The organism is Nocardia niwae NBRC 108934 = DSM 45340, from assembly GCF_001613465.1.
Classification (GTDB): Bacteria; Actinomycetota; Actinomycetes; order Mycobacteriales; family Mycobacteriaceae; genus Nocardia; species Nocardia niwae.
In genome coordinates, this window is record NZ_BDCK01000032.1 from 1 (window position 1) to 20,317 (window position 20,317).

Consider the following 20,317-nt stretch of genomic DNA (forward strand, 5'->3'; position numbering starts at 1 on the left):
GTGCACTGCGCCGGCCGAACCCGCGACCTGCTCGGCGGCGGTGTCCTTCCCGGCTGATGTCCCGCAGCGGAGAACGCCGGACGTCACAGCCCCGGGCGGCGGGCGCCGCGGCGGCGGGGACGCAACTGGTACAGGCGGTACCAGGCCAGCGCGAGGAAGATGCCGCCGAGCCCGGCGACGACCCCCATGTCGAGCAGCCACGTACCGAGGGTGTGTTTCCAGAGGGGGTCCGGTGCGCCCTCGTGCGGGGAGAGAGTGTCGAGGTCGACGGTGGCGGCTCCCGCACCGAAACCCCACCGGGACGGCGACAGGTAGGACAGTTGCTCGAGAACGGGTGTGCCGGGAAGCCGCACCAGCCCGCCGGTGAGCACCAGCTGCGCCATCGACAGCACGATCAGCAGCGGCAGCGTCTTCTCCGACGTGTTCACCATCACCGACACCAGCAAGCCAAGAGCCAGCGACGCGATGCCGAGCATCGCCATCGCCAAAATCAGCTCCAGCTCGGCCGACGTGAACAAACCTTTCGCGGGCATGCTCACACCGATGGTGCCGATCACGAACAACACCGCCGCCTGCAGCGTGGTGATCACGCCCAGAACCAGGAATTTCGACATCAGATAGACCCCGCTGGACAAGCCGGCCGCGCGTTCTCTGCGGTAGATCGTCTGTTCCTTGACGATCTCGCGAATCGCGTTGCCGGTGCCGACGAAGCAGGCGCCGAAGGCCAGGATCATGAGCTTGGTCGGGGCATCGACGTTGCTGCCCGGCGCCCCGGCGAAACCCTCGCCCGACGGCACCGCGGCGATCAATCCACCGAGAATCAGCGGCATCACGCCGAGCAGAGCCAGATAACTCCGGTCTGAGGCGATCACCGCCAGATAGCGCCTGCACAGCGTGCTGAGCTGGCTGAACTTGGACTGCGGCGGGGGCGGCGGCGCCGGTGGGCGCACCTCCGCCGGGCCGACCTCGTCGGTCAGCCCGACCGCCACGTAATCCTGGAAGCGCGACGAATCCCGGAACTCTCCGGCCCAGTCACGGTCCTCGTCGCGGTCGAACGCCTGGAACACCTCGGCCCAGGTGCGCTGACCGAACTGCTGCAATCCCTCCGCCGGGGGCCCGTAGTAGGCCAGCCGTCCGCCGGGCACCAGCACCAGCAAGCGGTCGCAGGCATCGAGATTCGCGACGCTGTGCGTGACGACGATGACGGTGCGTCCGTCATGTGCCAGTTCGGCCAGCATTTCCATGACCGTCTTGTCCAAGCCGGGATCGAGGCCGGAGGTCGGTTCGTCGAGGAACAGCAGGGACGGTTTGGTCAGCAGTTCCAACGCGACGCTGACGCGTTTGCGCTGCCCGCCGGAGAGCTTATCGATGCGGGTGTCGGCGTGCCGCGCCAAACCGAGTTCCTCGAGGACCTCGTCGACCCGTTGCTCCCGCTCCTCGCTGCGTGTGTCACCGGGGAAGCGCAACTCGGCCGCGTAGAGCAGCGCGCGCCGCGTCGCCAGCTGGCTGTGCAGGATGTCCTCTTGCGGGACCAGCCCGATCCGGTGCCGGAGCTCGTCGTAATCGGTGTACAGGTCGCGTCCGTCGTAGCGGACCGTCCCCTCCGTGGCGGGCCGCAATCCGGTGACCGCGCCGAGCAGCGTGGACTTGCCCGCTCCACTCGGCCCGATCACGCCCACGAGCGAGCGCTCCGGGATGGGGAAGCTCACCTCGTCCAGGAGCACCTTGCCTTCCGCTGTCCGCACCACCAGGTTCTGCACCGAGACCGACACGTCGCCGGTGTCGACGAACTCGCGCAATTCGTCGCCGACCAGCCGGAAGGTGGTGTGCCCCATGCCGATCAGATCGGACTCGGACAGTTCCACGGAGTCGGCCCTCGAGCCGTTGACATAGGTTCCGTTGTGGCTGTCGAGGTCGACGATCCGGTACCGGCCCGCGCCGACCACCTGCAGTTCGGCGTGATGGCGGGAGACCATCAGATCGGGTACGACTATGTCGTTGTCGGCGGCGCGCCCGATCCGCAGCGTGCCCGAAGTGATCCGCACGACCGCGCTGGGCGGCGCCGCCGCCGAGGACGCTCGCGAAACCCGCCGGGGCAGGGCGGAGTGGAACTTGGTGACCGTCGCTTCGTCGTCGAGGGCGTAGCCGGGGTCGCGGACGACCATCGTGTCGCCGCCGGGATCGCCATCGGTTTCCGCGCCTGCCGTTGTCTCCAGCGAGCAGGTCAGCCGCTCACCGTCCATGGCGTGACCGAGCTGGAATGTTTCGTCGTGGTCGATCACCATCCGGTCGACACGGTGACCGTCGAAGAAGGTCCCATTGAGGCTGTGCGCGTCCTCGATTTCCCATCCGTCCGATCCCCGCTCCAGAACGGCGTGCAACGAGGAAACGCGGGGATCGCTCACGACAATGTCGGCTGCCGGATCGCGACCGACGTTATATGCGCCCCCGGCGCGGAGCCGGTAGACGCGTTCTCGCGTCTGCACCACGAGAATCGGCGCTTCGGGGAATTTCGTGGAGGAAGCTTCACCCGCCATTACGCGAGTATACGACTGCGCCGCAGTGTCGCCGCAATAGTCGTCCTCCCGTCATCCGTTGGCGGAGTGCGGCTGCACCAGGTTTCGTACTTCCTGCGAAATCATGTTCTAGCAGCGAAAACGCTACTGGAAACGGAGGGTGAGGGCGTTCGCTCGCATCGCATTCCGGGTAGAGCATGCAGGAGCCCCGCTCGGATTGGACGGAATATTCCGTGAAATTCTCAACGAATTCGAGAGTCTGCTCGGTCGCCAGGGATGCATAATCGGCCCCGAACATTTTCCGATCTGTTTCTCCTACCGGAGAACTGTTACCAGTCGGACTGCTGCCGTGGCATCCGATATCGGATCGCGTCCTTTGAACGGCTCCGCGGGCCACTGCCCACGGGGAATATTGCCCCCGGACGTCTTCCGCCTCGTCGGGGATTGCGATCCCGCCCGCCCGTGACGCCTTCATGCCACACAGGACGGGCGGGACACGGCAACCGGGGGGCAGACCGAGGCGCCGTCGCTGCCGCGCGGAATGCCTGTGACGGGCGTTCCCGCGAATTTTCTGCGAAGGTGTCTGTGTGGAGGTACTGAGCAGGAACCATGTGACCGTGCGCCGCAAGACCGGCGCGCCGGTGGTCGTCCTCGCCCACGGCTTCGGATGCGACCAGCACATGTGGCGGCTGGTCGTACCGGTGTTGGAGCGGGATTTCACCGTCGTCCTGTTCGACCACGTCGGCGCGGGCCGCTCGGATCTGTCGGCCTGGAATCCGCAGCGCTACTCCAGCATGGACGGCTATGTCGAAGACATACTGGCGCTGGTCCGTGAACTGGAAATCGGGCCGGTGATCTTCGTCGGGCACTCGGTGAGCGCGACGATGGGCGTGCTCGCCGCCGCACGCGAGCCCGCGGCATTCGCCGGTCTTGTGCTGGTGGCGCCCTCACCCTGCTTCATCGACGATCCGGAAACGGGGTATCGCGGAGGCTTCAGCGCCGCGGACATCGAGGAACTGCTCGAGGCGCTGGATGCGAACTATCTGGGCTGGTCGGGTGCGATGGCGCCGGTCATCATGGGTAACCCGGATCGGCCGGAGCTGGCCGAGGAACTCACCAACAGTTTCTGCCGGACCGACCCGCAGATCGCGCGGGTCTTCGCTCGCGTCACGTTCCTGTCCGACAACCGGGCCGATCTCGACGCGGTGAGCGTGCCCACGCTGATTCTGCAGTGCTCCGACGACGCCATCGCCCCCCTCGAGGTGGGAGCGTTCGTCCATGAACGGATCCGGGGCAGCAGCCTCGTCACGCTGACCGCGACCGGCCACTGCCCCCAGCTCAGTTCTCCGGCGGAGACCGCCGCCGCCATCGCCGCCTTCGCCGCAGAAACCGGATGACCGGCGCGGCGGGCGACCGAGACGGCGGCAGTACGCTCGGCGCGGGGACGGATGAGGACGCGGCGTTCGCCGCGTTGCTCGAGGACAGCGCCGAGGACCTGTACGAGAACGCGCCTTGTGGATACCTCTCCACCTCGCTGGACGGCCGCATCGCCAAGGTGAACGCCACGCTGCTGGGCTGGCTGGGCAGGCAGCGCGATGAACTGGTCGGCCGCAAGCACTTCTCCGACCTGCTCACCGTCGGCGGCCGCCTGTATCACGAAACCCATTTCGCCCCCCTGCTGCGCATGCAGGGCGAAGTCCGCGGCATCGCCTTGGAGATGAAGGCCGCCGACGGCCGCCGACTACCCGTTCTGGTGAGTTCGGTGGTCAAGACCGGCAGCCAGGGGCAGCCGCTGCTGATTCGCACCACCGTCTTCGACGCCCGCGAGCGCCGCGCCTACGAAACCGAGCTGCTGCGGGCTCGGCGCGAAGCCGAGCAGGAGCGCGAACGCCTCCAGCGGCTGAACGCGACCCTGCAAACCACTCTGCTGCCACCCGACCTACCTCAGGTGCCCGGACTCGAGGTCGCCGCGTACTACCACATCGCCTCCGCCGACGAGGTCGGCGGCGACTTCTACGATCTGTTCCCCATCACCGGCGACTCGTGGGGGATGTTCCTGGGCGACGTCTGCGGAAAAGGCGCTCCCGCAGCGGCACTCACCTCACTGGCGCGCTACACACTGCGCACGGCCACCGCCTACACTCCCGACCCGGCCGCTGTGCTCGACACACTGAACACCACCCTGACCGAGCGGTACCACGGCCACAACCCGCGGTTCTGCACGATCATCTTCGGACTGATCAGGCCCACACCCGAGCGCGGAGGCTGCGACATCACGTTGGCGGGCGGCGGGCACCCGCCTGCCCTGCTCCTGCGGGCCGACGGCGGCGTGCAGGAGATGCATACTCAGGGTGGACAACTCATCGGAGCGATTCCGCACGCCCGGATCGTCACCAGGAGCGTCCGGCTGGACGTGGGGGACACGCTGCTCCTCTATACCGACGGACTCACCGAAGCGCGCACCACACAGGACGGTGGTCGCTACGGTGACCGCGCCCTCCTGGAATTCGCCCACGCTCTGGCGCCGGTCACGGCCTCCGACGCCATCGAAGCCCTTCGAGGACTGCTGCGCTCCTTCGGGTCCGGAGTGGAGGACGACACCGCTCTGCTCGCCGTGCACGCGCTACCCCCTTTGCCGGGCGCGACGCGCTGAGCCGGGAACACGGCTGAGCGGACGCGAGCGGATGGGTCCAGCGGATCCGTCCTGGATGTGGGGGCAGCCCAAGCGATTTCGTGTGCGAAGCGGCGACCAGGGTCCTGCGGAGAGTCCGGGCCGAGTACTGCTACGGGGTTTAATGTACCGCTATATGGTGGCACAATTCACAACGACGCAATATTCCACGTAACCGGGCGTTACCAGGTCCGCTCAGGGCGGTGAGGAGCGAAGCCAGTGCAGAGGTCGAGACGCGATCCCGGGTCCCCTCCGCACCGGCGCGCGATGGCGGATCCACTCTCGACACACCCCCGTGGGCCTGTGGACGATCCGGCTTTTCCGAATCAAGGTGATCATCAAGTGCTGGAAACGCAAACCAAGGTAATCCGAAGTCTGGTGCCCGCCCGGATGGACCGGCTTCCGTGGACCAAGTTCCACTGGCTCATCGTCGTCGGGCTGGGCGTCTCCTGGATCCTGGACGGAATCGAGATCCAGATCGTCAGCAGCATGGGCGGACCGCTGCAGGACGCCGGAACGCTGCATCTGACGTCCGGGCAGGTCGGCGCGATGGCGTCGTGGTATCTGGCGGGCCAGGTCGTGGGCGCGCTCGTCTTCGGCCGGCTCACCGACCGGCTCGGTCGCAAGAAACTGTTCATCCTGACCCTGGCGATCTATCTGATCGGCAGCGGCTTGGCCGGATTCTCCTGGAATGCGTGGTCGCTGTACATCTTCCGCTTCATCGCGGGCACCGGAATCGGCGGCGAGTACACGGCGATCAACTCGGCGATCGACGAGATCATGCCGTCCAAGTACCGGGGCCGGGTCGACATCGCGATCAACGGCACCTATTGGGGCGGAGCCGCTTTGGGAGCGGCCGCGAGTCTGGTGCTGTTCAACGAGCAGTTCATTCCCACCGGCTGGGGATGGCGAATCGGGTTCTTCATCGGCCCGGTCCTCGGGTTCATCATCATCTTCCTGCGCAGGCACATCCCGGAGAGCCCGCGCTGGCTGCTCACCCATGGGCGCGCCGCGGAGGCCGAGCGGACCGTCGACGAGATCGAAGCGCAGGTCCGCAGCCGGGGAATCGAACTCCCCCCGGTCGACGAGAGCAAGGCCTTGGACATCGTGGACACCGATCGGTTGTCCTACGTGCAGATGGCACGAATCTTCTTCGGGCGGTATCCGTCTCGTTCCTTCCTCGGGTTCACGATGATGGCGACCCAGGCATTCCTGTACAACGCGATCTTCTTCACCGTCGGGCTGGTGTTGATCAACTTCTACAACGTGCCCGCACACCACACGGGTTACTACTTCTTCCCCTTCGCCGTCGGCAATTTGATCGGTCCCTTGGTGCTCGGCCCCCTCTTCGACAGCATCGGCCGCCGGAAGATGATCTGCGCAACGTATCTCGGGTCCGGCTCGCTGCTGTTCCTCTCCGCTTGGGCATTCAACGCGGGCATCCTCAACGCCACCACGCAAACCCTGTTCTGGTGCGTCATCTTCTTCTTCGCTTCGGCAGGGGCGTCGTCGGCCTATCTCACCGTCAGCGAGATCTTCCCGCTGGAACTGCGTGGACAGGCGATCTCGTTCTTCTTCGCCATCGCGCAGGGCGTCGGTGGGGTGGTCGCGCCGTTCCTCTTCGGGCACTTGGTCGGCGGCGCCGAGAACCCGGACCCCGACCGCTTCCCACTCACGGTGGGCTACCTCATCGGCGCCGGGTTCATGATCTTCGGTGGTCTGGTCGCCTGGTTCTTCGGCGTGAACGCCGAAGGCAAGTCCCTGGAGGACATCGCGGATCCGCTGTCCGCGGCGAAGCCGGCGGAAACGGAGACCGACGTGGCCGTCGACCCCTCGATAGCAGCACCGGCCGCGGAATCAGCCGCCGCCCAGGGCCCAGCTCCGGCGGGCGCGGCCCCCGTTGCAGTGATCAGTGAGCCGCTAATTGACGGCTCGTCCTGTATCGATTCATCAAAGGCGGACTAGCGATGGTGCAGCCAACTCCTTGGCAAGCGGGCAAGCATCCGCGATCCCGGGCAGGCTCGCCCAGGCGCTGGGTGAGGCGCATTCGGAAACCTCGGGTCGACGTGGCAAAACTCCGGGCTCGGGGGCGACCGCTCGGCGTTTTGCTCCAAGACAACTGGGGCTTCATGTTCGCGGCCGTCGGAGCCGTCATCACGTTCATCTTGTTGTTCAAGCCGTGGCTGACCACCGGGGGACCCGATGGCACGATCTGGAGCAACGCCTTCGGTCAGACCCACATCACCACGACCCTCGTGGGCCTGTGGTCGAAGCACCCCCCGGCCCACTCCAACCTCAGCGGCAAGTGGGCGCTCCTCGCCACCATCGCGATCTTCCTCACCGTCCTGGCCGCGCTGATCAATCTCTGGGCCCGCACCGAAGCGCTTGCACGGTTGACCACCGGCGGCGCCGTGGCGATGGCGCTTTTCATCGCCTTCACCCTGATCTACCTCAACGGAAAGGGGCCGGAACTGCGCTCCATGATCGGGTCCGGTCCGCCCACCGACCTCGGCACTCAGGTCGGCTTCGTGATCCGATGGGCCTCGGGTAACGGGCAGTATCCGCTGCCGGGCCGGCGAACCGTCGAGTTCTCCACCGCGAAACTAACGGGCACCGCGCTGGTGGCCGGGGCGACCGCGATGTTCTCGGCCGTGGCGGCCATCGCGCAATGGATTCGGCGCGAGAAGGCGCGCAAGCACTCCGGCTGAGCCCGTGCTCCACCGCGCGGGCTCGGCCGTGTGTCCGCCGACTACGGCGGGCGATGCGGGCGGCTTTCAGGCCCAGGGGCCGATGCCGCCGACCTTGTCGATCCGGATCCGGGTGAGGTAACCGGGCGGGGCGTCCGGCGGCGGGAATTCGACGCCCGGGCCCGTCATCGTCGCGGCGAGTTCCCTGAGCAATTCCGGTGCGCCGCCCTCGACGACGCGGGCCGTGCCGCTGATCGAAAGGTAGGGGCGCATCACCTCGCCCGGTTCCGGAGAGAGGATGGTCACCGCGACGCGCGGGTCGCGACGGATGTTGCGAATCTTCTGGTAGACGCCGAGGTGGGCGGTGACCAGTTCGTCGCCGTCCGGTGCCGACTGCAGAGCCACCCAGACGACCGAGACCTGCGGGCTGCCGTCCGGGTTGAGCGTGACCAGCGTTGCGTCGGCACCGGACCCGATGAGTGCGCGAGCGTCGTCGTCCAGTTGCATGTGTTGTTCTACCGCGCGCCGGGCGTATTCATTCCCGCTCTGCGGCCGGTGCTCGCCGAGCGGGATACCGCGCGCCGGTCGAACCGGGGCATCGGATGCCTGCTACGTGACTACGAAGACTCCCTTCCCCGGGACATGGGGAGCGTCGGTCGCGATGAGGACTTCCACTCGGCCGAGGCCGGACGGAATGCTCACCGGCACCCACGAACCGGCGGCGTTCTCCTCGGCCGGTGTGTTGTCGTCGAGCCGGATCGGGGGCAAGGTGCCCAGCGCGCCGGTGTCGGAGTTGCGCCAGGAAACGGTCACCGTTACGCCACAGGTTCCGCCCGGGCGATTGGGCGTATAGACGAACTCCGGGTGGATCCAGAGTGTGGGAACGCCCGAGTAGTTGCGGGTGGAGTCGTAGAAGGCGGCGATCATTCCGATGCCCGCGCCGCCGCCACCACAGAGCGTCCGCGCGGGAGGGACGCCGAGCGGAAGCGCGGAGGCCGCCGGAGTGCTCGCGCCGAGTGCGCCGATGGCCAGAATCGTAACCGCCACGCCCCGCCAGACATTCACCGCTGCTCCCTTCGTCGGAACCCGAAACTGTCTGCCTGCTGTGTCGCCGTGAGTTCGCCAAGTGTTAACGGGAGTATGCGACGAAAGAGCTGGGAGCAGTGGGAATCAACGGAGGAATGTCGGAATTCCGTGGTGAACGACCGGTGCTTCAGAAATTGATCTTGATGCAGTATCGACCTGGCAAACAAACGGACGAGGTGCTCGACCGCCAGTGTCGCGGGAGGTGCGTTCTCCTGGGCCGGACATCTTCGACCGGGCCAGGAGCAACGGCGAAGGTCAGCCTGCGGCTGCGGAGCGCAGGTGCGCGCTCTCGGCGATAGCGGCCAATTCCGCGTTGAAGCGGTCGGCGGCCTCGATATTGCCCAGGTGACCGGTGGGCCACACGTGGTACGCGGCCAGGTGGCCGGTCTCGGCCAGGGCGTCTGCGATGCGGCGAGACATGCGCTCGGGCAGCAAGCGATCGTGGGCGCCCGCGATCACCGTGGTGGGCACGGTCAGGGAGGCGGCAGCCTCGGCGAGATCCATGTCGGCGAGCGCGGCGGCGTGCCTGCCCCGAGTCAGAGGGCGGCACGAGCGCACGATGCCCAGTGCGAACTCCACCTGGTCGGCCGTGGCGTGCGGGGTCATCACGCGCGCCTTGAGCAGCGCGCCGACGGGCCAGCCGCCCGGCAGCGGGACCGGGGCGGTGAGCAGCGTCTCCGCGACGATCATCGGCATCCGCACGGCGGCGCCGAACAGGGTGACCGGCCGGTCCGCCAGGGTCAACGGCTTGTTCAGCAGCGGAAGCAGATCGGTGTCGTAGCGGATGTTGCCGGACGAGCTGTTCAACAGCACGGCCGCGGCGGCCTGCTTGCGAACCTGCTCCGGATAGCGAGCGGCCCACGCCTGCACGGTGATGCCGCCCATGCTGTGGCCGACCAGCACGGCCCGCTGGCCGGGGCGGAGCGTGGCCTTCAATACCGCCGACAGATCGTCGGCCAGCGACTCTTTGCTGGGGGCGGTCTTGCCGAGTTCGCTGGCGCCATGGCCGCGCTGGTCGTAGCAGACCACGCGATACCGGTCGGCGAACGCGTTGATCTGCGGGTTCCAGTACTCGATGCTGCAGCTCCAGCCGTGGATCAGCACGATCACATCGCCCTTGGCGGGGCCGTACGCGTGCACTCGCAGGCGGGCGCCGTCCTTGGTGGTGACCGGGATGACCGCGTGACGGGCAGTTGGCCTGTTCAACGACGCCGTCCCGAAGGTCCGGGACCGCAGTCCGGCCCGATAATCGGCGGTCAGCGCACCGTTATGCGCGTCCGCCAGCGTCCTCATCGACTTCACCAGCATCGAGCACTCCTTTGTGTTCACCGTCACCGTACAGTGCAAGCAGCGCTGCTTGCTAGTGTTAGCGCCGTACGACGGTGTTCCTGGTCTATATCGGGGAGTACCCCCGGTTCCGATACCCCAAAAGATCATCTCGGCGGAAAAAATCGCCCGTGCTTTTTCCGAGGTCGTCGGACCTCGATGGCGCTGCCGGGGGCACGTCCGTCATGTGCTCCGGCTCGCGCAGCCGAAGTAGCGCTGTAGCGGCGCAATCACCGCGCGGTTACCGTTGACTCGTGGACATCGCGCACCCTGCCTCCGCCCCGGTGACGGCTCCGGGAAACAAGCCGAAGACCGGGTGGCGCGGGGCGGCGCTTCCGCTGCTCGTCGCGGGTCTCGGCGTGGGCGTCGGCGTACTGCTGCACGTCCGCGACCCGCACGTCGAAGGTTCCTACGGCACCTGCCCGGTCTACGCGCTCACCGGCTGGTACTGCCCCGGCTGCGGCGGCATGCGCGCCGTGCACAACCTCACCGACGGCCACATCGTCGATGCCCTGCACAGCAACTTGCTCGCGCTTCCGCTGGTCCTGGCCTTGGCGGTGTGGGTGCTGGACTGGACCGTCCAGGCATGGCGCGGTGGGAAGATGCGGCTGCCCTCGATCAGCCGGACCACCATGTGGACGTTCTTCGCCCTGCTGGCGGTCTACACGGTCGTGCGGAACACCCCGTGGGGAACTTTGTTTACACCGGTGTAACAAGCCGGTATGGGGGCATCCGAAAGTATGAACGATTCGCTGAAGACCAGGGTGCGGCAGAAATTGCTGCGCCAGCTCATCGAGGACCCGCGGGACACCGAGCACGACGATCCCCGTCAGATCGCGGTGGAGACCGATCTGGACGCGCTGGCGAACGTGCCGGAGGACGATCCGCTCGTCGAGGAACTCGCCGCGCGCTATCTGGTGTTCTGATCAGGCCGTCGTCGCGCCGCCGCCGTAGGGCGGCAGCTGCGGTAGTCGCTCGGCGAGCAGCCAGCTGTCCCACAGCGGACGCAGCGACACCAGGCTGTAGTGCCCCGCCAGGTCGGTGAATTCCTCGGTGGTCACCGACGAGTGGCGGTAGCGAATGGTCCACTCCCGGAGCAGGTCGAAGAACGAGGGGTCGCCGAGTTCCAAGCGCAGGGCGTGCAACGTGAGCGCACCCCGTTTGTAGACCCGATCGTCGAACATGCGTTGCGGTCCGGGATCACCGATGACGATGTCCTGAGGCTCGCGGGAGAGGTTGTGGCGAGCGGCGCGAGCCAGCTGATCGGCGGTGGGGCCGCCGGCCGCCTCCGACCAGATCCATTCCGCGTAGCAGGCGAAGCCTTCGTGCAGCCAGATGTCCCGCCACTGGCGGATGGTCAGGCTGTTGCCGAACCACTGGTGGGCCAGCTCGTGCGCGACCAGTCGCTCGGCGCCGCGGCGGCCGTCGCAGTGGTTGGCGCCGAAGATGGACAGGCCCTGCGCTTCGATCGGGATCTCGAGCTCGTCATCGGTGACGACCACGGTGTAGTCCGCGAACGGGTACGGGCCGAACCGCTCGCTGAAGACCTCGAGCATCCTCGGCTGACGAGCGAAGTCGTGATCGAAGCCGGCCCGCAGCCGCGGGGGCAGGATCGCATGCATCGGCACCGCGGAATGCGGCGAACCGATGCGGTGCTTGCGATAGTGACCGATCTGGATGGTGGCCAGATAGGTCGACATCGGTTCGGGCTGCTCGTACACCCAGGTGGTCTGACTGGACTTGCTCTGCTTGCGCAGCAGGGTTCCGTTGGCCACCGCGTAGTACGGCGAGTCGGTGGTGATCGAGATGCGGTAGCTCGCTTTGGAACTCGGGTGGTCGTCGCAGGGGAACCAGGAGGCCGCGCCGTTGGGCTGGCTGGCCACGAGCGCGCCTTCGGTGAGTTCTTCCCACCCGACCTCGCCCCATGGTCCGCGCACCGGTTTCGGGGTGCCGCCGTACTGCACCACCAGCGAAAGCGCGCCACCCGCCGGAATCCGCTGCTGCGGCGTGATCACCAGTTTGCCGTGCTGATGGGTGTATTTCGCGGCCTTCGCGCCGTTGACCGACACCTTCGAGACGCTCAGCGCTTGGGAAAGATCGAGTGCGAACCGAGGCCGTGCCTCGGTGGCGACCGCCGTGATAGCGGCGCGGCCGGTGAGCCGGTTGGCCGAGACCCGATAGGCCAGCTCCAGCTCGTACCGGGAGACCCGGTAGCCCCGGTTGCCGTTCTGCGGGAGGTACTCGTCGATGGGGGCTTCGTAGAACTTGCCCGCCATCAGCGCGCCCCGGGATCGCCCGTGAACCAGGGCGCGATCGGGTTGCCCCACCAGCGCGTCGAGGCGGGCACCGTGTCCCCGCGCATGACCAGGGAAGCCGGGCCGATGGTCGCGCCGTCGCCGAGCGCCGAAGCGGGCAGCGCCACGCAGTGCGGACCGAGGGTGGCGCCCGCGCCGAGAGCGACGGTGTCCATGGCCATGATCCGGTCGTGGAACAGGTGGGTCTGCACCACACAGCCGCGTTCCACGGTCGCGCCGTCGCCGAGAGTCACCAGGTCCGCCTCCGGTAGCCAGTAGGACTCGCACCATACCCCGCGTCCGATGTGGGCGCCGAGACCGCGCAGCCAGAGGTTCAGTACGGGCGTCCCGGTCGCCGCGCGGGCGAACCACGGCGCGGCAACCGTTTCCACGAACGTGTCGGAGACCTCGTTGCGCCAGACGAACGAGCTCCACAGCGGATGCTCCCCGGTCCTGATCCGCCCGACCAGCAACCACTTGGCGGCTACCGCGCTCGCCCCCGCGACGGCGCCGGCGACCAGCAGCACCACCCCGCTGAGCAGCCCGGCGGCCAGGTGGCCGAAGGTTCGCGCGAGCCACGCGAGGGAGCACAGCACACCGAGGCCGATCGCGAAGGTCACCAGCACCGGGAGCAAGCGGCAGGTCTCCACGAGGCCGCGGGCGACGCGCAGGCGGGCCGGCGGATCGAAGGTGCGCGCCGTGTCGGCGTTCTCCGCCGCGCGGCGCAGCCGGACCGGCGGGCTGCCCAGCCAGGACGACCCCGCCTTGGCCTTCGACGGCGCCGCCGACAGGACCGCGACCAGCCCGTTCTTCGGGACCCGGCGGCCGGGGGCGGTCATCCCGGAGTTGCCGAGGAAGGCGCGTTTGCCCACCTTCGCCGCACCGATGTGCAGCCAGCCCCCGCCGAGCTCGTAACCGGCGATCATCGTGTCATCGGCCAGGAACGCTCCATCGGCGACCGTGGTGAACTTCGGCAGCAGCAGCACCGTGGACGCCTCGACGCTTTTGCCCACCTTCGCGCCGAGCAAGCGCAGCCACACGGGGGTGAGCAGGCTGGCGTACAGCGGGAAAAGGAAGGTGCGCGCGGAATCCAGCAGCCGCTCGGTGGCCCATGCCTGCCAGCCGACCCGGCTGCGCACCGGGTGGTAGCCCTCGGTCAGGCCGATGCTCAGCAGGCGGACCGCGACGATGGTCGCCGCCGCGTAGACACCCAGGCTGAGCAGCGTGGCGAGGGGCAGGACCGCGAACGCGCGGGCGGCGCCGTCCGCGAGCGTGCGGGTGTCGCGCACGAACCAGGCGAGGAACGCGCCGCCTGCGCCGATGCCGAGAACCGGCATGGCCGCCAACACCATCGACGTGACGCCGAAGACCGCGACCCAGTGCCGGGCGCGATCGGGCGTGTGCGCGGGCCAGCGGTGCTGGGCCTTGCCCACCTTCACCGCGGGCGAACCGGCCCACTCCTGTTCGGCCTTCACCTTGCCCGACACCGCCGAACCGGGCGCCACCTCGGCGTTCCTGCCGATTCTCGTGCCAGGCAGCAGGATCGATCGTGAGCCGACCACCGCGCCGGGGCCGACGGTGATCGGGCCCAGATGCACCACGTCGCCGTCGATCCAGTACCCGGACAGGTCGACTTCCGGCTCCACGCTGCATCCGTCGCCGAGGTCGAGCATGCCGGTCACCGGCGGGAGACTGTGCAGGTCGACGCCCTTGCCGATCTTCGCGCCGAGCGCGCGGGCGAACGGCACCATCCACGGCGCTCCGGACAGGTTCTCGGCGCCGCTCGCCTCGGAGAGGCGGACGGCCGCCCACAGCCGCAGATGCACCGACCCGCCACGCGGATAGCGGCCAGGCCGGATGCCGCGCAGCAGCAGCCGCGCGCCGGCCACACAGATCGTCATGCGGCCGGGCGGCGAGATGAACAGCAGGAACGCGGCCAGCGTCCACCACCAGGACAGCTGCGGCAGCCACGGCAGCGAGCCGGACCAGGCCGCGATGTTGCCGACGATCGCCAGCCAGGTCAGCCACTGCAGCCCGGTGAGCGTGGTGAGCGGGATGGTGGCGAGCACCTGGACGGCTTGCGCTGGCAATGGCGTCGGCCGCACCGTCCGCTCGGCGACGGCCACCGCGGGCGTGGTCTGCTCCAGCAGGTCGGCCAGCGCGCCGAGGCGCGGATGGTCGTAGACGTCGGCGACGGCGATCTGCGGATACCGTTCGCGCAGGGCGGTGACCAGTTGCGCCGCTGCGAGCGAGCCACCGCCCAAGTCGAAGAAGTCCGCGTCGAGGTCGCTCGCCTCCGCACCGAGAATGGCGTCCCACAGTCCGGCGACCCACAGGGCCGTGCCGGTCAGCTCGTTGTCGTCGTCGTCCTCGGCGTTGGGCAGCGGCCAGGGCAGCGCGTCCCGGTCGACCTTGCCGGACGTGCGGGTGGGCAGCTCGTCGACCACCGCGAGCCGGGGCACCAGCGGCGCCGGAAGACGCTCGGCGAGGACCGCGCGCGCGGCCTTGGCGTCGAAGTCCGGGCCGGGTCCGGTGAGGTAGCCGACCAGAAGCTTGTTGCCCGCCTTGGTCGTTCGGATGGCCGTCGCGGCGCCGGTGACGCCGGGCAGGTGCTGCAGAGCGTTGTCGATCTCGCCGAGTTCGATGCGTCGCCCGCCGAGTTTGATCTGATCGTCGGCGCGGCCGAGGAAGACGAGGCCCGCGCTGTCGTTGCGCACCAGGTCGCCACTGCGGTAGGCGCGCGCCCAGCCGACGGAGGCCAGTGGCGCGTATTTCTCGGCGTCCTTGACCGGGTCGAGATAGCGAGCGAGACCGACGCCGCCGATCACCAACTCCCCGGATTCGCCCTCGGCCACCGGATTACCCGCCTGGTCGACCACGACCAGGTCCCAGCCGTTGAGCGGCAGGCCGATCCGGATCGGCCACTGGCCGTCCAATCGTGCGGCGCAGGCGACGACCGTGGCTTCGGTGGGGCCGTAGGTGTTCCACACCTCGCGTGCCGAATCACCGTCGCCGGCGACACGCTCGGCGAGTTCCGGCGGCACGGCCTCGCCGCCGAAGATGAGCAGGCGCACCGCCTCCAGCGCCTCGACCGGCCAGGTCGCCGCCAGGGTCGGCACGGTCGAGACCACGCTGATCTCCCGCCGCACCAGCCAGGGACCGAGATCCGCGCCGGTGCGGACCAACTCGCGCGGGGCTGGCACCAGGCAGGCGCCGTTGCGCCAGGCCAGCCACATCTCCTCGCAGGAGGCGTCGAACGCGACCGACAGGCCCGCGAGCACCCGGTCGCCCGGACCGAGCGGGGCGTCACGGAGGAACAGGTCGGCTTCTGCGTCGACGAAGGCGGCCGCGTTGCGGTGGGTGACGGCAACGCCTTTCGGCGTGCCGGTGGAACCGGAGGTGAAGATGATCCAGGCGTCGTCGCCCGGGCTCGGCAGCGTCGACCAGGTCGGCTCGCGCTGCTGTTCGGCGGCGCGGATGCCCGCGGCGGTGGTCTCGATGCCCGCCGCGGTCACGATCGCGGTGACCTGCGCCTCACCGAAGACCAGCTGCGCGCGCTCGTCCGGGTCGTCGGCGTCGACCGGCACGTAAGCGGCGCCGGAGTACAGGACGGCGAGAATGGTCACGTACAGCCCCCGGGTGCCCGACGGCATGCGCACGCCGACGCGGTCGCCCGGACGTACGCCCGCGGTGGCGAGGCGAGCCATGATCTTCTCGATCTCGACGACCAGCTCCAGATAGGACAGCACCGCGTCGCCGTCATCGATGGCGGGGGCGTCGGGATGGGCGAGCGCAGTCGCGGTGAGGATGTCGACGAGCGTCCTCGGTTCGGGCGCGCGATCGCCGCGCGACAACGGGCGCGCCGGCGCGTCGACGTCTGTCTCGAGCATGGTGCTCTGCGCACCTCCCATCGACTCGCCTCACACTTTCCCGTTGTTGTGTCATATCTGGGTTACCAAAGGGCAAACGCCGCGTTGGCCAGTTGTCCACAGTACCCGGGGTTGTCGTCGTTTGTTGTTCACCGGACGGGGCGCCGGAGCCACCGGTGTCGTCATCGTTGTTGCAGGTGGGCCGGGTATTCGCCGCTCCGGCAGGGCAAATCGCTGGTCGCGGGTTCATCCCCGCGTTCGCCGGATGATCGCTGGAGCGGAACTGTGATTCCGCTCATCGAAGCGGCGCGAACTCCGCCATCCGGCCGGGCTTCCTGGGCCGAATGCGCCGCCCGGTGGCGAAGGGACTTCCGGGCAGGACAACGCAGATCGGCCCGGTTGGCGAAGCGTGCTCCGGAGACGACGCGCGGGAAGTCACCCGCGCGTATCGCACTCGGCTCGGTATCCCATCGGCGCGGTGGTAACCGCCGAGCGAACCGAGCCGATGGGCCGTTCACGGCGCCGACGCCAGGTGCCGGGCGACGCGTCGAATCCCGAGGCGGGCGCGGCTCGCGCGTCGTCGTGGGGGTGCTTGTAATGGCTCGCGCGCGGTGGTTATGTCCACGCGGTGCTCGTGGGGACTCGGGGTCCGACGTGGTTGACAGTGCCGGGGCGCTTCTGCCACTCTCGGGTCAGGTCATGAGTGCCAGCGCGAAGCCCCGGCTTGCTGGCCGGCAACCCTCCTCCGCGGTGGGGTGCTCCGGGTGACGACCCGGCCGCCGCCCGACCGGGCGCGGCAAGCGCGGACTCGACGAATCATTCGATTGCGGGTCCCTGAGCCGACGGGATTCACGTGATGACTACTGCTGTCGACAACACCTGTGCCGCCCTCGCCCGGGTCTCCGGTGACGAACTGCTCGTACCTCTGGTGCAGGGCGGAACCGCGACCTACGCCAACTTCGACTACGCGGCGAGCGCACCGGCATTGACGCAGGTCACCGACCGAGTGCAGCAGCTGCTGCCGTTCTACGCCAGCGTGCATCGCGGCGCGGGCTACGCCTCCCGGATCTCCACCGAGTGCTACGAGGCCGCCCGCGGGTCGGTCTCCCGCTTCCTCGACGCCGCCGACGACCAGGTGGTGGTCTTCACCCGCAACACCACCGACTCGCTCAACCTGCTCGCATCCTGCGTGCCCGGCGACACCGTGGTCCTCGACATCGAGCACCACGCCAACTTCCTGCCCTGGACCAGGCAGGGCAGGCGCGTCGTGCAGGCCGCCGACACGGTCGAGGAGACCATCGGCAGGCTGGTCGCCGAACTGTGCAGCAGGCCGGTCGCATTGCTCGCGGTGACCGGTGCGTCGAACGTGACCGGCGAGGTGCTGCCGCTGGAGCGGCTGGCAACCATCGCGCACCAGTGCGGCGCCCGGATCCTGGTGGACGCGGCCCAGCTGGCGCCGCATCGGCGGATCAGCCTGTGCGACACCGGAATCGACTACCTGGCGTTCTCCGGGCACAAGCTCTACGCGCCTTTCGGTGCGGGTGTGCTGGTAGGCAAGCGGGATTGGCTCGACGCAGCGCGGCCCTATCTGGCGGGCGGCGGCGCTGTCCGCGAGGTGCGCACCGACGAGGCCGAATGGGCGCTGGCGCCGCAGCGGCACGAAGCCGGGTCGCCGAACGTGCTCGGGGCCGCCGCGCTGGCCGCCGCCTGTGACGCGCTCTGTGCTATCGACGCCGAAACCCTTGCCGCGCACGAACACCGGCTCGCCGACCGTCTCCGCGACGGCTTGGCCGCGATTCCCGGCGTCCAGCTGTTGCGCATCTGGACCGACGGCCTCGACTCCGTCGGCATCGTCGCGTTCACCCTCGACGCTTTCGCCCCCGGCCACGTCGCCGCCTATCTCTCCGCCGAACACGGCATCGGCGTTCGCGATGGTCGCTTCTGCGCCCACCCCCTGCTCACCCGCCTCGGCCTGGACGGCGCGCTGCGCGCCAGCATCGGCCTCGGCACCACCTCCGCCGACGTCGACCGCCTGATCGAGGCGGTCGCCACCCTCGTGGCCACGGGCCCCGCCTGGAACTACGCCGCCGAGAACGGCGTATGGAACCCCACGCCGGAAACACGCCCCTTCACCTCCACCGCCCCCAGCGGCGCGGCCCCCTGCCTCGTCGGCTGAAACCGCGCTCGCCGCGGGTCAGCTGCCCAGCGCGGTCGGCCGGTAGTAGCGCCCGTTGTAGTACAGCAGTGGTGCGGCGGCGGGCTTCTCGTCGGTGTTGTCGTGTACCCGGGTGACCAGGCCGACGACGAAGGTGTGATCACCGATGGGAATCAGCTGGTGCACGGTGGCGCGCAGCCAGATGGGGGTGCCGTGCAGGACCGGTTCGCCGGTGTCCAGGGTGGTCCACAGGCTGCGGTCGGTGAAGCGTTCCTCGGCGGTGCGGGAGAACCGGTGGGCCAGGTGCTGTTGGTGTTCGCCGAGAAAGTGGATGACCACCGACGCGGCGTCGAGCATGGCGGACAGGCTGGAGGAGGTGTGCGCGATGTTGAACGACACCAGCGGCGGGTCCAGCGACAGCGAGGCGAAGGAGGTCGCGGTGAAGCCGACCGGCCCCCGCGGCGAAGACAGCGTGACGACGGTGACGCCTGCCGGGTAATGGCGCATGGAGGCGCGATACTGCTCCGCGGTGATACCGCTCAGATCATCGGGGACCCGCAGATCGGTCTCGGGTCGTGGTGCGTCGGTCACCTCACGAAACTACGCCCGCGTCCCGGCCCGCGGGTGTGGCATACCTCGCCTCGATGGTCGGCGCGACGCGGATCGGCGATCTCGCGCGCGGGAATCGCCGTGCGGCGTCCGGCATGATTCGCGCGCGTCAGTCGACGTCGATGGGCAGACCCGCCGTGATCCGCAGCAACTCCGGGAACGAGGTGCGGAAGACGGTGCTCGGATGCCCGCCCGCGGCCCAGATCTCCCGGTGATGCGCCAGCGCGTTGTCCACCCAGGTGGGCAGGTTGGTCGGGTGGCCGACCGGTGCGACGCCGCCGATGGGCTGGCCGGTCACTCGGTGCACCATGTCGGCGGGGGCACGCGTGAGCGTTCCGTCCAGGCGCGCGCCGGTCTTCGTCAAATCGACCTGATGCGCCCCCGAGACCAGCAGTAACACCGGGTCGTCGTCGAGCAGGAACACCAGGGACTTCGTGATCGCCCCCACGTCGACGCCGAGCGCACGCGCGGCGTCCGCGGCGGTATGTGTCGGCTCCGGTTGGGCGACGATGAGCCCGTGGTGTCCTCGGGAGATGAGGGTGTCCGCGACCCGGCAGGCGACCGGTGGCAATGACGACCTGCGCATCTCACCAGGGTAGAGCGAGTGCGGACGGTATGCCGGGCGAGTCGCGCGGCCCGTTCAGTATTCCGGGTAACCCTCCCGCGGGCCGAGCATCCCGGCGATCTGCACGCGGGTGATGCGCGCGAGTTCCGTCACGTCGCGCGCGGAGACCGTCTCGTGCGCAACGGCTTCGAAGGCGCGCTCGAGATCCCGCTGGGACAGTGCGAGCAGTTCGACGTCCGCCATGTTCAGCAGCGCGTCGTGATCCGGATAGGGCCGGGCGTCGGCCAGTCTCTCCGCCCACGTGACGTTGCAGCAGCATTCGTAGAGTGCGTGAATCGCGCGACCGCGCGGCAATTCGTTGAACCGGTCCAGGCCGATTCCCCGGTGCATCAGCATGAGCTTCTCCGAACCCGATGACTGAGGTTTGCCGATGGGACAATGATCCGCCGCCGCCGCGGCCGGGAACCAGCGCGCCGCCGGGAAATTTGCACAGGATTTACACGCTATGCGATCTTCCCGGCGAGTCCTGCGGCCACGCG

The 20,317-nt window shown here is 68.6% G+C and carries 16 protein-coding genes and 1 riboswitch; of the genes, 7 read left to right on the forward strand and 9 right to left on the reverse strand.

The features are described from left to right. Positions 1 to 83 precede the first annotated feature (83 nt). Positions 84 to 2,537 carry an FHA domain-containing protein gene (locus NNI01S_RS22750; RefSeq protein WP_063022173.1) on the reverse strand — a complete coding sequence of 818 codons (2,454 nt, stop codon included), beginning with the start codon at positions 2,535 to 2,537 and terminating at the stop codon, positions 84 to 86. Positions 2,538 to 3,103: 566 nt separating this feature from the next. On the opposite strand from NNI01S_RS22750, the gene NNI01S_RS22755 reads away from it, so the two are divergent. From NNI01S_RS22755 to NNI01S_RS22770, 4 genes are all read left to right on the forward strand, one after another. Next, complete coding sequence (locus tag NNI01S_RS22755) at positions 3,104 to 3,913, forward strand: alpha/beta fold hydrolase (protein ID WP_063022174.1); 810 nt, start codon at positions 3,104 to 3,106, stop codon at positions 3,911 to 3,913. Beyond that, positions 3,910 to 5,169 carry a PP2C family protein-serine/threonine phosphatase gene (locus tag NNI01S_RS22760; RefSeq protein ID WP_063022175.1) on the forward strand — a complete coding sequence of 420 codons (1,260 nt, stop codon included), beginning with the start codon at positions 3,910 to 3,912 and terminating at the stop codon, positions 5,167 to 5,169. Before NNI01S_RS22755 ends, NNI01S_RS22760 begins: the two co-directional genes overlap by 4 nt. Positions 5,170 to 5,529: 360 nt before the next feature. Then, entirely contained in the window at positions 5,530 to 7,152 is a 1,623-nt protein-coding gene (locus NNI01S_RS22765; protein WP_245676331.1) for an MFS transporter, read from the forward strand. A gap of 140 nt (positions 7,153 to 7,292) precedes the next feature. After that, positions 7,293 to 7,895, forward strand: coding sequence for a hypothetical protein (locus NNI01S_RS22770; RefSeq protein WP_157114927.1), 603 nt, complete (start codon positions 7,293 to 7,295; stop codon positions 7,893 to 7,895). Between the two features lie 66 nt (positions 7,896 to 7,961). On the opposite strand, the gene NNI01S_RS22775 is transcribed toward NNI01S_RS22770, so the two are convergent. The 3 genes from NNI01S_RS22775 to NNI01S_RS22785 form a co-directional block, all read right to left on the reverse strand. Then, positions 7,962 to 8,381 carry a PPOX class F420-dependent oxidoreductase gene (locus NNI01S_RS22775; RefSeq protein ID WP_063022177.1) on the reverse strand — a complete coding sequence of 140 codons (420 nt, stop codon included), beginning with the start codon at positions 8,379 to 8,381 and terminating at the stop codon, positions 7,962 to 7,964. A gap of 102 nt (positions 8,382 to 8,483) precedes the next feature. Then, positions 8,484 to 8,939: a hypothetical protein gene (locus NNI01S_RS22780; RefSeq protein ID WP_157114928.1), complete on the reverse strand. Its 456-nt coding sequence runs from the start codon at positions 8,937 to 8,939 to the stop codon at positions 8,484 to 8,486. 276 nt (positions 8,940 to 9,215) lie between these two features. Further along, a complete protein-coding gene (locus tag NNI01S_RS22785) occupies positions 9,216 to 10,268 on the reverse strand; it encodes an alpha/beta fold hydrolase (protein ID WP_063022179.1) in 1,053 nt (350 codons plus the stop codon). 272 nt (positions 10,269 to 10,540) lie between these two features. On the opposite strand from NNI01S_RS22785, the gene NNI01S_RS22790 reads away from it, so the two are divergent. Both NNI01S_RS22790 and NNI01S_RS22795 read left to right on the forward strand, forming a co-directional pair. Beyond that, the gene (locus tag NNI01S_RS22790) at positions 10,541 to 10,999 is read left to right on the forward strand and encodes a DUF2752 domain-containing protein (RefSeq protein WP_063022180.1); all 459 of its coding nucleotides are present in this window, start codon (positions 10,541 to 10,543) and stop codon (positions 10,997 to 10,999) included. A gap of 27 nt (positions 11,000 to 11,026) precedes the next feature. Continuing rightward, positions 11,027 to 11,212 (forward strand): hypothetical protein, encoded by a 186-nt coding sequence (locus NNI01S_RS22795; protein WP_063022181.1) that lies wholly within the window; start codon positions 11,027 to 11,029, stop codon positions 11,210 to 11,212. Here NNI01S_RS22795 and NNI01S_RS22800 read toward each other — a convergent pair whose 3' ends face one another. After that, the gene (locus tag NNI01S_RS22800) at positions 11,213 to 12,562 is read right to left on the reverse strand and encodes a M1 family metallopeptidase (protein ID WP_084489230.1); all 1,350 of its coding nucleotides are present in this window, start codon (positions 12,560 to 12,562) and stop codon (positions 11,213 to 11,215) included. After that, positions 12,562 to 16,470, reverse strand: a complete 3,909-nt coding sequence (locus tag NNI01S_RS22805; protein WP_063022182.1) for a Pls/PosA family non-ribosomal peptide synthetase — start codon at positions 16,468 to 16,470, stop codon at positions 12,562 to 12,564. Before NNI01S_RS22805 ends, NNI01S_RS22800 begins: the two co-directional genes overlap by 1 nt. Positions 16,471 to 17,144: 674 nt before the next feature. Then, positions 17,145 to 17,258, forward strand: a riboswitch (SAM riboswitch). A gap of 47 nt (positions 17,259 to 17,305) precedes the next feature. Here NNI01S_RS22805 and NNI01S_RS22810 point away from each other — a divergent pair. After that, positions 17,306 to 18,625 carry an aminotransferase class V-fold PLP-dependent enzyme gene (locus NNI01S_RS22810; protein WP_063022183.1) on the forward strand — a complete coding sequence of 440 codons (1,320 nt, stop codon included), beginning with the start codon at positions 17,306 to 17,308 and terminating at the stop codon, positions 18,623 to 18,625. A gap of 18 nt (positions 18,626 to 18,643) precedes the next feature. Here the strand turns inward: NNI01S_RS22810 and NNI01S_RS22815 are convergent, their stop codons facing one another. The 3 genes from NNI01S_RS22815 to NNI01S_RS22825 all read right to left on the reverse strand — a co-directional run bounded on the left by NNI01S_RS22815 (position 18,644) and on the right by NNI01S_RS22825 (position 20,174). Next, positions 18,644 to 19,195 (reverse strand): flavin reductase family protein, encoded by a 552-nt coding sequence (locus tag NNI01S_RS22815; protein WP_063022184.1) that lies wholly within the window; start codon positions 19,193 to 19,195, stop codon positions 18,644 to 18,646. A 127-nt stretch (positions 19,196 to 19,322) separates the two neighbouring features. Continuing rightward, on the reverse strand, positions 19,323 to 19,799 hold the full coding sequence (locus NNI01S_RS22820; protein ID WP_063022185.1) for a YbaK/EbsC family protein: 477 nt from the start codon (positions 19,797 to 19,799) through the stop codon (positions 19,323 to 19,325). Positions 19,800 to 19,853: 54 nt separating this feature from the next. Next, positions 19,854 to 20,174 carry a 2-oxo-4-hydroxy-4-carboxy-5-ureidoimidazoline decarboxylase gene (locus NNI01S_RS22825; RefSeq protein ID WP_063022186.1) on the reverse strand — a complete coding sequence of 107 codons (321 nt, stop codon included), beginning with the start codon at positions 20,172 to 20,174 and terminating at the stop codon, positions 19,854 to 19,856. Positions 20,175 to 20,317 lie beyond the last annotated feature (143 nt).